The organism is Fulvivirga marina (assembly GCF_016775155.1).
GTDB classification, from domain to species: Bacteria; Bacteroidota; Bacteroidia; order Cytophagales; family Cyclobacteriaceae; genus Fulvivirga; species Fulvivirga marina.
In genome coordinates, this window is sequence record NZ_JAEUGD010000023.1 from 319,521 (window position 1) to 332,386 (window position 12,866).

The 12,866-nt window shown below is 41.0% G+C and carries 11 protein-coding genes and 1 tRNA gene; 8 read left to right on the forward strand and 4 right to left on the reverse strand.

The window, feature by feature from the left end:
- Positions 1–108: 108 nt before the first annotated feature.
- The gene (locus JMN32_RS08390) at positions 109–684 is read right to left on the reverse strand and encodes a DJ-1/PfpI family protein (protein WP_202855861.1); all 576 of its coding nucleotides are present in this window, start codon (positions 682–684) and stop codon (positions 109–111) included.
- Between the two features lie 117 nt (positions 685–801).
- On the reverse strand, positions 802–3,291 hold the full coding sequence (locus JMN32_RS08395) for an AsmA family protein (RefSeq protein ID WP_202855862.1): 2,490 nt from the start codon (positions 3,289–3,291) through the stop codon (positions 802–804).
- Positions 3,292–3,469: 178 nt separating this feature from the next.
- Here JMN32_RS08395 and JMN32_RS08400 point away from each other — a divergent pair.
- The 5 genes from JMN32_RS08400 (at position 3,470) to arsB (ending at position 8,143) form a co-directional block, all read left to right on the forward strand.
- Positions 3,470–3,544: transfer RNA gene (locus JMN32_RS08400), tRNA-Val, on the forward strand.
- Between the two features lie 508 nt (positions 3,545–4,052).
- The gene (locus tag JMN32_RS08405) at positions 4,053–4,973 is read left to right on the forward strand and encodes a DUF808 domain-containing protein (RefSeq protein ID WP_202855863.1); all 921 of its coding nucleotides are present in this window, start codon (positions 4,053–4,055) and stop codon (positions 4,971–4,973) included.
- A 747-nt stretch (positions 4,974–5,720) separates the two neighbouring features.
- Positions 5,721–6,056: an ArsR/SmtB family transcription factor gene (locus JMN32_RS08410; protein WP_202855864.1), complete on the forward strand. Its 336-nt coding sequence runs from the start codon at positions 5,721–5,723 to the stop codon at positions 6,054–6,056.
- A gap of 44 nt (positions 6,057–6,100) precedes the next feature.
- Positions 6,101–6,973, forward strand: coding sequence for an arsenite methyltransferase (locus JMN32_RS08415; RefSeq protein ID WP_202855865.1), 873 nt, complete (start codon positions 6,101–6,103; stop codon positions 6,971–6,973).
- 108 nt (positions 6,974–7,081) lie between these two features.
- The gene (gene arsB / locus JMN32_RS08420; protein ID WP_202855866.1) at positions 7,082–8,143 is read left to right on the forward strand and encodes an ACR3 family arsenite efflux transporter; all 1,062 of its coding nucleotides are present in this window, start codon (positions 7,082–7,084) and stop codon (positions 8,141–8,143) included.
- A 243-nt stretch (positions 8,144–8,386) separates the two neighbouring features.
- Here the strand turns inward: arsB and JMN32_RS08425 are convergent, their stop codons facing one another.
- Complete coding sequence (locus tag JMN32_RS08425; RefSeq protein WP_202855867.1) at positions 8,387–9,076, reverse strand: DUF4386 domain-containing protein; 690 nt, start codon at positions 9,074–9,076, stop codon at positions 8,387–8,389.
- 473 nt (positions 9,077–9,549) lie between these two features.
- Here JMN32_RS08425 and JMN32_RS08430 point away from each other — a divergent pair, with 473 nt between their 5' ends.
- The 3 genes from JMN32_RS08430 (at position 9,550) to JMN32_RS08440 (ending at position 11,208) form a co-directional block, all read left to right on the forward strand.
- Positions 9,550–10,245, forward strand: coding sequence for an aspartyl/asparaginyl beta-hydroxylase domain-containing protein (locus JMN32_RS08430; protein ID WP_202855868.1), 696 nt, complete (start codon positions 9,550–9,552; stop codon positions 10,243–10,245).
- Between the two features lie 205 nt (positions 10,246–10,450).
- Positions 10,451–10,849: a hypothetical protein gene (locus JMN32_RS08435; protein ID WP_202855869.1), complete on the forward strand. Its 399-nt coding sequence runs from the start codon at positions 10,451–10,453 to the stop codon at positions 10,847–10,849.
- 191 nt (positions 10,850–11,040) lie between these two features.
- The gene (locus JMN32_RS08440; RefSeq protein WP_202855901.1) at positions 11,041–11,208 is read left to right on the forward strand and encodes a hypothetical protein; all 168 of its coding nucleotides are present in this window, start codon (positions 11,041–11,043) and stop codon (positions 11,206–11,208) included.
- Between the two features lie 129 nt (positions 11,209–11,337).
- Here the strand turns inward: JMN32_RS08440 and JMN32_RS08445 are convergent, their stop codons facing one another.
- Positions 11,338–12,864, reverse strand: coding sequence for a RagB/SusD family nutrient uptake outer membrane protein (locus JMN32_RS08445; RefSeq protein WP_202855870.1), 1,527 nt, complete (start codon positions 12,862–12,864; stop codon positions 11,338–11,340).
- Between the last annotated feature and the right edge of the window lie 2 nt (positions 12,865–12,866).

Sequence of the window (12,866 nt, forward strand, 5' to 3'; positions counted from 1 at the left end):
ATTTACACCTATAATAGGCTCTATTCGCGTCATATTAATGGATTATTAAAAGCAAAAGCCGATACATTGAAGATCGGCTTTTGAGTGTTTTTAATTGAGGTGATTATGCTAGATCTGAATTTTTGCACCCATGACCTTCAAAAATTCAGCTATGAACTTAGGGTGTGCCGGCCATGCAGGCGAAGTAACGAGATTGCCATCCACATAAGCTTCATCAACCGCGATGTTCTGGTACTCACCTCCTGCGAGTGTAACTTCAGGCCCTACGGCAGGGTAGGCAGTGAGCTTTCTGCCTTTAACTACTCCGGCAGCCGTCAATATCTGGATGCCGTGGCATATGGCAGCTACCGGTTTATTTTCTGTAAAGAAATGCTTTACAATATCGATCACTTGTTTGTTTAACCTAAGGTATTCAGGTGCTCTTCCTCCGGCAATTACAAGTCCGTCATACTGTTCTGCTTTAACATCATCAAAACTGTAGTTTAGTGCAAAGTTGTGCCCCGGTTTCTCGGTGTAGGTTTGGTCACCTTCAAAATCATGGATAGCTGTTTTTACAGTATCCCCCTTCTTTTTGTCGGGGCAAACTGCATGGACAGTATAACCTACCATTTCCAGCATTTGAAAAGGTACCATGGTTTCATAGTCTTCTGTGAAATCGCCCGTAAGAAATAGTATTTTTTTCATGGTAGGGAAAATTTTAGTTGATTAAATAGACTAAGGGTTGTACGGCATATTTGTTACGGAAGATACAAAATATTAAGGTGGCTTGAAACTTGGCCGCTTGTTTTAAATTACAGCGTATTAGTTGTCCCAGTCAAAGTAATCGTCTTCTTCAAGTTCGATGGTTTTCTGCTCGTCACGTCCTTTGTTTTTGAAAGCATCCTTAAGCTCTTTCACTTCTTTTTTCAGGTCGCTAACCACCTTTTTCTTTACACTCTCTTTATCATACATCACCCTGTAGTCTGATGTAGTGCCCACGATCTTCAGAAACAGCATAGTTCTTCCTGAATGATCTTCCTCAATAGCCCCAAAAGCTTCGTCTTTATCAATCTTTTGCTGGCTTCTCAATGGGGCTACCACTTTATAATTGATCTGCTGATCAAAAGTATGGGTGCCGGTGATTTTAATGTCTGTAATGTTGCTGCTAACCTCCATTTCAGGCAAGTATATGGTGCGGTCTTCTATGTGGATGTCATTTTTAAGTTCAGAGAATTGCAAATGATCTAGTTTGTCTTCATCCAGGTACCTCGCCAGCTTTTGCATTGGTTCAAAGTTGTTTAACTCACCTCCCTTGATTGAGGTGCTGATATTGCTGGTCAGCGTCTCAGAATATAGGGAAAGATTGTCGTTGAAGGTCATTTCTGCATCTACATTGGCGAAGATCTTACCCTTGAGGTGGCGATCTTCCAGGAAGTCCTGGTTGAAGTTTTCAAATACATAGAATATGCTATCCACATCAATGTTTTGTAATGAAAAGCTCGTATTGACTTTTACCAGCTTGTTTTTGCTGGCGTCAACAAGACCCGATAAAGCGATGGACCCTCCCATAGCATTGAGTTTGATCTGATCAGAAACAGCGATTTGATTTTTCACCTTTAGGTCGCCACGAATAGAAGTTGGCTTGAAACGTCTGAATTTGAGGTTTTTGATATCACAATCAAACTTGAGAACCAAACGAGGAGATATTTTGAAGGAATATTTTGAGTCCCCTTTCTTTTCGCCGCTGTTTGCCAATAGTAACTGGTCAAGGTCTATGAAGTTAGATTTGAGGTCTGACTCGATCCCGACAGGTTCGTTGTCGAACAGGAGGTAGGCAATGATATTTTTAAAAAATCCATTAAGCAGGAAATCGCTGTTGCCAAGGCTTCCGGATACATCACTAAGTGCCAGGTCATTGTTGTTGAACAGTAGGTTGCCTTGCAGGTCCTCCAGGGGCAGAGGGAAGTTTCTCAATGCCAGATACAGATGCTCGAGGTTAATTTCTCCGGAAGTCTTTATTTTCTGGGCGGTCTCTTTCTTTTTCAGATCCTTCAGGAATCCTTCGAAATTGATATTGGCATCCAATACTCCTTTGCCCGATCTGATGTTTTCAGCTTTGTAAAACTTAAAAAGGGAATTGATGTCAATGCGTCCATTAAAATCGCACTTAACATATGGGTCATCAAAATTTTTGAGGTAAAGGTTGGACTTGAAGCTATTACCTTCCAGTTGTCCCTGTACATTTTCAAGCTTCAGAGTGGCCATACTTAGTTTGGACATTTCGGGGGTGAGGAAAGTGCCCTTTAAGTCTGCATGGGTGATCTGGGCATCAGTATCGGGGTGATAGAGCTTGCTATCCTTCAGTCCGAAGTTTACTTCGAGTGATGGGGACTTTTTCTCGCTGAACTCACCTTTCATTACCAGGTCAAAGTAAACATTGCCCTTGCTTCGGTATTTGCCGAACCTGTCCGAGGAACCCTTTGGCAGCAAGGAGAGCAGTGTCTGAATGTCTGTATTTTTCCCTTCTACTGCAAGGTCGATCAACTGTTTTTCTTTAAAGGAATAACTTCCGAATACACTGAAGTCCGAACCCATGACCTTAACAGTTGAAGAGTTGATAGTAAGGTACTTTTCACTATCGTCGTATTTAAGTTTTGAATCCACAATGAGGTCCTTGTTTTCAGCCCACATGCTTTTGTTTACCATAAGGTAATGGAGAAAGATATCTCCTGTGGTTTCTACATCATAGGCACTGCCCAAGGCCGTGAGGTTGGCAGCGGTCGATTTTGTGGTCACCTCCAGGTGTACGTTCCTGAGTTCGTTGGTGTAAGTGAAAGTAACACCTTTAAGCTTGACTTTTGAGAGATCTAATTTTACTGCCTGATGCTGAGTGGTATCCGGTTGCTTGAAAATGTCATAGTTAGTTTCTCCCTGTTGGTTTATCTTTAAATGGCATTTTCCATCTGTTAGATGAATTTCCTCAATAGTATAGTTGCCACGAAAAACAGCAATAGGGTTGAAGGTAAAGTCTATCCTTTTTGCAGAAAGAAGAGGATAGGAGCTATCTTTATAACTTTCTTCAACAGTTACGTCATTGAAGGATAGGGATACTTGAGGAAAGTTACTGAGTGAAGAAACCTGGATTTTATCTACATGAACAGGCGTGTTGATATTTTTATTAAACTCCCTAATGAAATGGTCTATGAGTTGGTCACGATACAAAAAAGTGACCAGTACGCTGCTGACAACAACTACAGCTGCTGCAAGAAGCAGGTATAGAAAGGTTTTCCTGAGTACTTTCTTGATGCTCAATTGAGTAAAATGTTTATTGCTGAAAAGCTTCCGAAAGCTACATTTTTAGTTGTTAAACATCAAACGGAATACGATGACATAAATTTTATAGTTTTTTTGTCAGAAATGTTTGCGCATAAAAAAAACTATATTACATTTGCATTCCCATTCGCAACAAGCGAAGGAGATTTAAAGGAAAGGGCGCTTAGCTCAGTTGGTTCAGAGCACCTCGTTTACACCGAGGGGGTCGGGGGTTCGAATCCCTCAGCGCCCACAGGAATAAAACCACTTCAAAGTTGAAGTGGTTTTTGCTTTTTATGCCCTTTGTGTTCGAACCTTATAACGTTCAATTTTTGAAAGATGAGGCAGATCAAGCTCCTCAAACGATACCCACGACCTTCTAATTCTTTACTTGCTGTTTTAAGTATCTTATCTCTTTAGCGATCACGTGCTTCTACTGAAGCCTAGCCAGTTTTTGGATTACTCTAAATTCAACTTTTTTCTTCAAAATTGTTATTATAAGGTTTTATACTTTTAGGTAGTTCTAAAATGAGGGTGCTTACAGTGGATCACGTACTACCCAAACCGTTGGAGGTTATTCTAAGCGACACTTTAAGCCCCTTGTTAAAGCTTTTTGGGTTAAGTCTGGCATTTAAGGATTTTTATCAACTATTTCGCAACTTCCAATAAACCTATTCCTAAAAGTAGAACCAGCATTACTGCCTGCTGAAGGGGGAAAGAGATAAACCGTAAAGGAAAATTCAGTAGAAAATATATAGAATATGGCTTCAGGATTTTTTGCGCTACTAGATGACATTTCTGCTTTGGTAAAAGCAAGTGCTTCCAGTTTAGATGATGTACCCACCCAGGTAACTCAAACTACCGGAAAAGTTTCAGGCATTGTTATCGACGATACGGCTGTGACACCCAAGTATGTTGTAGGGCTTGATGCATCTCGAGAGCTTTCAATTATATATCAGATCGCTAAAAAATCGCTGATCAATAAACTATTTATATTAAGTCCGGCAGCCCTGTTGCTCGGGTATTTTGCCCCTTGGGCTATTACACCTATTTTAATGCTGGGTGGTGCTTACTTATGTTTCGAAGGATATGAGAAGGTACACTCCATGTTCAGCAAGCACCACGATGTAAATATTGAAAGTGAGCCAGTAAAACCTATTACTCCAGAGGAATTGGAAAAGCAGCGGGTGACAGGAGCTGTTCGCACAGATATTATTTTATCTGCAGAAATTGTTGCTATTGCTTATAGCCAAATAACCGGTCAACCGATAGTAAATCAGATTATAGTCATGCTGGCTGTGGCTATTTTCATTACATTGGCAGTATATGGGTTTGTTGGCTTGATCGTTAAAATGGACGACATTGGGGTACACTTGGCCCAGGACAAATATCATCCTGCTATTCAGAAATTCGGTCGTAATATTGTAAAATTCATGCCCCACTTTTTAAGCATTCTAAGCTATGTGGGTACTGCTGCTATGCTTTGGGTGGGTGCCGAAATTATTGCCCATGGCATTCCGTTTACCAATAACATACTGCACAACCTAGAGCATGCTTTAGCTGAAACCGAGTTGGTGGCCTGGCTGGTCAAGGCTCTGGCCTGTGGTATTGGTGGCCTGATTTTAGGTTTTGTTATTGACAAAATAGTAGCACTGTCGAAGAAAGTATCCCGCTCGTCGTAGCCCAACCGAAGGTTAGCTCAGGCATCCGCTCAATAATTGGGTATATACATCAGCTGCCTATCCCTAATGCTTTTTTTGATGAGCTAAGGCAATCCTCTTTCATGCCACGAAAATGTAGGGATTGCTGTCCAAAATGGAATATTTCCTTCCATTGAGACAAGGGTTTATTTTAACTGTAAGGCAGCTGCAATTAACCTGCTATCAAAAGGAAGATCATTATATTGAATCGATCTGCTTTAATTTAGTACTAAGCTTCTCATTAGACAGACCTACCTGGTACCATGCAGCTATCAGGTAGGCATAATTATTCGCAATTTCATTACACAGTTGTCCGAGAAGCTCAATATCTCCATCTTTTATAGCCGGATCCTTTTTTCTTGTCCACTCCTCACTCCATTTTTATTATTGCCCCCTGAAATCTAATGATAAAGTCAATATGAAAAAGAAATGGTGATTAATCAAAATGGAATGTTTACATGAGATAACGATACAAAAAACAATCTTATGTATGCTATTCCCTAAGATGTTTGTTTCGTAGGATTAATAAAGCCTCTACGAAAGGTATCACTTCAAAACCCGCTTTGAAAATGACCATGACGAAGAGAATTTTTAAGGCATCTCCTTCACAGAGTACTTGCAATATTAGGGTGGACTAAGGGCAAGTGCTAAAAAAAACAGTAAAAATTTGCTGAATATGTATTCGGGTTTAATTATATTATCGTAATATTGCAATATAATAATGAGCTGATGGGTGTAACGAAAACCGAACTTTTTACTGCAGAACAAAATGACCTGGCTCAAGTTGCCAAAGCGTTTGCGCATCCAGCACGGGTAGCCATCATCCAGTATTTGCTCAAGGCTAATACCTGTATAAACGGCAACCTGGTTCAGGAGCTTGGGCTTGCACAGCCAACGATCAGCCAACACTTAAAAGAGCTTAAGGCTATTGGCATCATACAGGGCACTACCGAGGGCGTTTCTGTTAGCTATTGTATTAATCCGGAGCGTTGGGAAGAAGTAAAAAACTTGTTTAACAACTTGTTTACTCTGTTTACAACGCCATCAGGCCGAGATTGCTGTTAAAAAAATTTGCATATACTTATCGTAAAATTACAATAAAAAAGACTATGAACACATCATCTGAAGAACTCAAAAAAATTGTTCGCGATAAATACAGTCAGATCGCTGAACAGGACAAGGACATGAATGCTGCCTCGTGCTGTGGCGCTGGGGGATGCTCAACAGAGGTCTACAATATAATGACCGATGACTATTCAGAACTACACGGGTACAATGCCGATGCCGACTTGGGGCTTGGCTGTGGATTACCTACCCAATTTGCCAAAATAAAAAAGGGGGATGTAGTAATAGACCTAGGTTCCGGTGCGGGAAATGACTGCTTTGTGGCCAGACACGAAACTGGAGAAACGGGAAAGGTCATTGGCGTAGACTTTACGGAAGCCATGATCAAAAAAGCGAGAGCAAATGCTGAAAAGCTTAATTTCAACAATGTAGAGTTTCGCTTTGGAGATATTGAAGACATGCCGATTTCCGATGACTCGGCAGATGTGGTAGTGAGTAATTGCGTACTTAATCTGGTGCCGGATAAGCAAAAAGTTATAGCAGAAATATCGCGGGTACTAAAACCAGGAGGACACTTCAGTATTTCCGATATCGTGTTGGTAGGCCAGCTTCCGGAGGCATTGCGAAAAGATGCTGAAATGTATGCTGGATGCGTATCTGGTGCCATTCAAAAAGATGAATACCTCGGCTTCATCCATGAGCAGGGTTTTCAGACTATCACTATTCAAAAGGAGAAACCAATTATCATCCCTGATGATATCTTAAGCAAATATTTGACATCAGCAGAACTGGAAAACTTTAAAAGCGGCACTACCGGTATTTTCAGTATAACTGTATATGCCGAAAAGCCAGGGAAGAAAAAGGTGAACCTTTCCGAAGTTCAAAATAACTGTACTCCTGGCGGCGGATGTTGCTAAGCGTGGATGATATCAGATCTTCAGTACAGTTAACGCATTTGAAAAACAGGGGTGCCCCCTGTTTTTTGAAGTTTCACAACTGTTTTAAAAAATCAAAAGAACCGATTAATGTCATCAACAACTAAAAAATTAAGCTTTCTTGATCGCCATCTCACGCTATGGATCTTTCTGGCCATGGCTGTAGGGGTTTTAGGTGGTTATATGTTTCCTGGAACTTCTGCGTTCATTGATTCTTTCAGCCATGGTTCTACCAACATCCCTATAGCCATAGGGTTGATATTGATGATGTATCCACCTCTGGCTAAGGTCAATTACAAGTTGCTACCCAAAGTGTTTGGCAACCTTAAAATACTTGGGGTTTCGCTTTTGCTCAATTGGATCATTGGACCTATGCTGATGTTTGCTCTTGCCATAATTTTTCTGCAAGACCACCCAGAATATATGGTCGGTCTGATATTGATTGGCCTGGCACGTTGTATCGCCATGGTGCTGGTATGGAATGACCTGGCAGATGGCAGTAGTGAATATGGTGCAGGGTTAGTGGCCTTAAACAGTATTTTCCAAGTATTTGCTTACAGTTTCTATGCCTGGGTCTTCATTACCAAGCTCCCTCCTTTGTTTGGGTTTGAGGGTGCCGTTGTCAACATCTCAATAGCAACTATAGCAGAAAGTGTGGCCATTTATCTGGGTATTCCTTTCCTGGCAGGTCTGCTAAGCAGGCTCATACTTGTAAAAGTGAAGAGTGAGCAGTGGTATAAAGAGCGGTTTATTCCGGCAATATCCCCAATCACACTCATAGCCCTGCTGTTCACCATTGTGGTGATGTTCAGCCTTAAAGGAGAGCTGATTGTAACTATACCATTTGATGTGGTGCGAATTGCGATACCCTTGCTCATATATTTTGGGCTCATGTTTTTCATCAGCTTCTTTGTTAGCAAGGCAATGGGAGCAAAATACAATCAGAATGCTTCCATTTCTTTCACGGCTACCGGTAATAATTTTGAACTGGCTATTGCGGTGGCGATCGCGGTCTTCGGACTTAACAGTGGACAGGCCTTCACTGGAGTAATAGGCCCGTTAGTAGAAGTTCCTGCATTGATCGCCCTGGTTAACGTAGCATTTTGGCTAAAGAAAAAATATTATCAAACCCAACCGTTAAGGCAAATATAATTGTTAACGCCTATACGCAAGGCGTACTTAGAACATTGAAACATCATGAATGGGGTGGCAATCAGCGAAGACTATATCGGTGATTAGCTTTCCCTCCTATCATATTTTAGGGTAGCACTTTCCATGTAAAGACCAAGGCATGTCTGCTTCCAAGTAGGAAGTTATATTTGATACAGGCTATGGAATCAATAGCATAGCTATACCTTGCCGTTCCCGAAAATTTTGATGGCTAATGGAGTATTCTTATCTTCTTCGATAAGCATACAACACCTTTTTATTAAAGCCTACAATTATCAGCCACATGCCCATGATCAATTCCAGCACGGCTGTTGGCATATTCAGGACCAAGTACTCGCTGGTGATAACATCCACTACACGAAACAAGATCATTATACTGGCAACTCCTGACAAAAACGTACCCAGTAACCCCCAAACCGAAAGCCATTTGGGGATCAGCCTGGTTCTTATTAGCAAAACATACAAAATGACATTACCAATGCATAAAACCAAAACCATAAAAACATGGTTAATGTAGTCTCTTGTTATTTTGAGGGCATTTCCCAATGTCTTAAAATCCAGAGCATTCCCGGGAGAGCTTTTTACAAACTCATGGCTTAAAGCTAAGATCAATAGTAAAAGTATAGTGCCAAATATTACCAGGTTAGCGGCTATTACCCGAAAGCTTAAAAAACCAACAGACAGACTTCCGCTAAACCTCCTGATGATGGGATATAACAAAATGGCAAAACCCAAATATGCAAGAGACATAACAAACTGGAACACAGCTCCTACGATCACACGGTTGAAGTTTGCTGCTGCTTCAGTGAGGTAGTCGCCAGAGTCAATGGCCGGGGCCACACTAAAAATTCCGGCTACCATACCAACTATCATAAACAAACCTGCGAACCTAATTTTAAGTTTTTCTGACCCCATGGGATTACAATGCTTTAGGATTGATATTGAATACTATTTTCTACTTACTTAAAATTGAAAAACACTTGATTTTAGAAAAGGTTTTTCACCCATACAAGGGTTGTGCTTATTAAATTCCTCGATTTTTAAGTGCTTTGCACAAGTGTCTCCTTTACAGAACTTTATCTTTTAAATATATTTTGGTTAGCAGCTTAACAGAACCAGACAGCTCATTTACAAAACTTCCGAAAGGCTGGTGAAGCTTTTCTGCAACACCACCGGCATACCCCTATCGTACCTCTTCCTTTTCCGTATCACAAGGCAATAGGTATCCATTTATCCAAGTCAGCTTGCTCAGGAGTATCAGTTTTATTCAGGGCCATATGAAATTTTGCTTAACGTTATTATTAACACTACTAAAAGTTTGTGGTTAAAAATGCTAATTTTAATGAGTAGGCGTACCAACCACACTTTAAATTTAATCAACATTCTTCATGAAAAGCTATGCACAGTTGCCCTTTCAATTTGATTCCGTACAGCTATATCAGGAGCTTGAAGTTTGCAAACAAAACTGGACCAGGCACTTTAATACGGCCTATTATTCTGGCGAGTGGAGCGGTATACCATTAAGATCACCCAAAGGTGAGAGCCATGAGTTGTCTGCAGGCCACGCTGATAGCCAAAAGTTCGTGGATGAGGCTATACTGGAAAGCATTCCTTATACCCGATCGGTAATTGAGCAAATTAAAGCTCCTAAAAGTGCCGTCAGGTATTTACGGTTAACCCCGGGGTCTCAAATTAAACCACACAAGGACTATGACCTAGTATTTTGGGATGGCTTTGTCAGACTACACATACCCGTTACTACCAATGACCGAGTAAAATTTATGCTAAACAACCAGCAGCTTAAAATGCAGCAGGGAGAGTGTTGGTTTGCTGATTTCAGTCAGGTGCATAGCGTGGAAAACCTGGGGAAAACAGACCGTGTGCATCTGGTGATCGACTGCCAGGTAAATGAGTGGATGAGATCACTATTTATTAAGACTGGCATCATTGAACCTCATGAGGAGGCTCCTTCTGAGATGGAAAATTATGATGATCCTACGAAGCAAAAGATCATTGAGCAACTGGAAGCTATGGGAACCGATGTAGCACTCGAAATAGTGGAAAAAATGAGAAGTGAGCTTTAAATACTACCAGAATCGTCAAATTTCTATGATTAAGTACAGCTTCAGACTGTATAAATATCTTTAATATTACATGAGCAATAAAACTACTATATCAAATGGCATCTTTTTAATTTTTTTTGTAAATTCCCTACCCGAAATCAAGCACTACTTGTAATTAACCCTACTTACAATAAAATACGGGTGCTTGACAAGCGTTATTAACATTATGATAAACAGGCAAGGAAATATAGCATTTAAACTGGTTGCTTTGTTCTTCGCTGTGACATTTATTAACATTGGCATATCGCCAGAGCAGCCTGAAAAAGAAACTGGTGTTTCTGATGTGCAGGTATGTGATACCATCTGTGATACCCAAGAATCAGCCAATTTCTTTACCCAGGTACTGGAAGTGGGATGGGACATTTACCAAGCTATACCAGATGCTGAAACTTCTCAAAAAGAAGAGAAAAATTCAAAAAAGAGCTATACAGATTGGTTTTACAATGACACGCTCTGTTTAGTAACAAGTGTATCCGACAATAGTCTGTTGAATAAGCCCTTATTTCCAAATATAGATTATAGAAACTACATAATCGAGGTCATCCCGCCCCCACCAAAGGCTTAGCGTGTATAACGCCGTCCTTGATTTTCATTATTGTCATTTAGGCCTTAAGCGGCACATCATGGCTGCTTTAACATGGCAAATAGTGATTAAGTAATTTAACCTTAAAAGCCCTTTGGCCATAGTAGTTTCTCATGGCCTATAGATTAACGAAAAGGCCGAAGGCATTTTTTTAAATATTAAAGAGATAAGCAATGAAAACATCCATGCTGGAATACTATAAGATCGTGCTTCGAAAAGTTAGCTTTCATCCACCGCTATTTAGAAAAGAATACAGGAAAGCTTTGTTTTATCTATCCGAGGATGAATCGCTAGAACTGAAGCTATGGTTGAGAGGAAATTTAGCCTATATACCCACATGATGTAAACTTTATTTAAAGACAAATAAATAACCCCGGCCAAAAAGACAAACGTCGTCTCCCGGCCGGGGATTAATTGCAAATAATCACATATTCATTAGCAGGTTCTCAGCTCAGGCCACTAGCCCCAGCCTACCACTTGTCATTCTGACTTAAATTGCCACGCACCACGTCGTCAAAGGGAATAGGGAATAAGTTGTGTTTTCCTTCAACAAAACCCAGATCGCCAAGCTCTTGTGAGCCACGTCCCCAACGTATCAGATCCAGAAAACGGAAACCTTCAAAAGCAAGTTCCAATTGTCTTTCCGTAACTATGGCTTCAAAAAGATCATTGCCCGTTGCTACCACATCGTCAAGGTCTGCGCGGTCACGTACCTTATTTAGCTCGGTACGAGCACGCCCTTCATCTCCTGCATTGTAAAATGCTTCAGCAGCCATAAGCAACACATCGGAATAACGAATCAACCTCCAGTTAGTAGCATAATTTAGTTCTGCCACAGCATCTGCATTGGTTTGGTTACTATATGTACCATACTTCCTTCTTATAAAACCATTATAATCCCATACGTTTTCTCCATTCCATGCTCCACCGGCAGCTACCAGTTCAGCTTCAGACATCAACGTATTTACTTTTCTGACACTGTCGCCAGCATTGACAAAGACATTATATATTTTCTCTGATGGATATAGGAACCCCCACCCTGCAATCAGTGAGTCACCGGGAGCTGGCTCATAAAACCCACCACGAGAGCCCATAAGCTGAATGTGGATATTACTCTCCTGAAGCCTGCCATTATCCCACGGGAAGTTGCCCCAATCATAGCCGACAGAGCTCACAAACTGAACTTCAAAGACCGACTCCTTGCCCAATTCACCAGCTTCAGTCCAGTTATCGGCATAGTTATCATGTAAATCATATTGGTTGGAAGTAATTACGGCATCGAGAAAATATGCTGCACTGTCCCACTCCTGCTGATAGAGATAGGCTTTACCAAGCAGTGCCTGGGCTGTACCCTTGGAAACCCTGAACTGGTCCGCGGCACCGTATTCACTTTTCAGGGGAAGTAATTCAATAGCTTCACGCAAATCCTTCTCTATCTGATCATAAACGATACTGCTGGCTACACGCACCTGTTCGTATTCAGATTGGTCAGGCTCGGTCAGTATCATAGGAACATCGCCAAACATAGAAACCAATTCAAAATAATTGTATGCCCGAAGTGCTTTGGCCTCAGCAATCAGAGTTTTTCTGAAATCATTCTCCGGCTCAACGAGGTTGATGACTTTGTTTGCCCTGAATATACCAAAATAGGCCATTCTCCATGTACCAAGAACACCTCCATTCTGGGAGTCATAAGCAAAATCATCCAGGTTTTGATATTGTGGCTGGTCGCCGCTACCCCCACCACCGGCAGTCCCCTCATCTGAAGGCAGTGTTTTTACCAGATAGTTGCTAGACCAGCCCGTATTGTAATGATACTGAAGGATGTCATAAATGGCGATTGTTGCCCTGAATGCATCCTGATCAGTTTTATAAAACTCTTCGGTTGACTTTCTTCCATAAATCTCTTTATCGAGGTAGTCGTCAGAGCATGAAGCCAGAAAGATCAGCGTGCTTAACATGCCCAGTACCCATATTTTTATATAATTCTTTTTCATAA

Bases quoted from the DNA above. Each gene is read 5' to 3' on its own strand.
- JMN32_RS08440 (WP_202855901.1), top strand. From the start codon at position 11,041: ATGAAAACATCCATGCTGGAATACTATAAGATCGTGCTTCGAAAAGTT.
- JMN32_RS08445 (WP_202855870.1), bottom strand. From the start codon at position 12,864: ATGAAAAAGAATTATATAAAAATATGGGTACTGGGCATGTTAAGCACG.
- JMN32_RS08410 (WP_202855864.1), top strand. From the start codon at position 5,721: ATGGGTGTAACGAAAACCGAACTTTTTACTGCAGAACAAAATGACCTG.
- JMN32_RS08435 (WP_202855869.1), top strand. From the start codon at position 10,451: ATGATAAACAGGCAAGGAAATATAGCATTTAAACTGGTTGCTTTGTTC.
- JMN32_RS08430 (WP_202855868.1), top strand. From the start codon at position 9,550: ATGAAAAGCTATGCACAGTTGCCCTTTCAATTTGATTCCGTACAGCTA.
- arsB (WP_202855866.1), top strand. From the start codon at position 7,082: ATGTCATCAACAACTAAAAAATTAAGCTTTCTTGATCGCCATCTCACG.
- JMN32_RS08425 (WP_202855867.1), bottom strand. From the start codon at position 9,076: ATGGGGTCAGAAAAACTTAAAATTAGGTTCGCAGGTTTGTTTATGATA.
- JMN32_RS08415 (WP_202855865.1), top strand. From the start codon at position 6,101: ATGAACACATCATCTGAAGAACTCAAAAAAATTGTTCGCGATAAATAC.
- JMN32_RS08390 (WP_202855861.1), bottom strand. From the start codon at position 684: ATGAAAAAAATACTATTTCTTACGGGCGATTTCACAGAAGACTATGAA.
- JMN32_RS08405 (WP_202855863.1), top strand. From the start codon at position 4,053: ATGGCTTCAGGATTTTTTGCGCTACTAGATGACATTTCTGCTTTGGTA.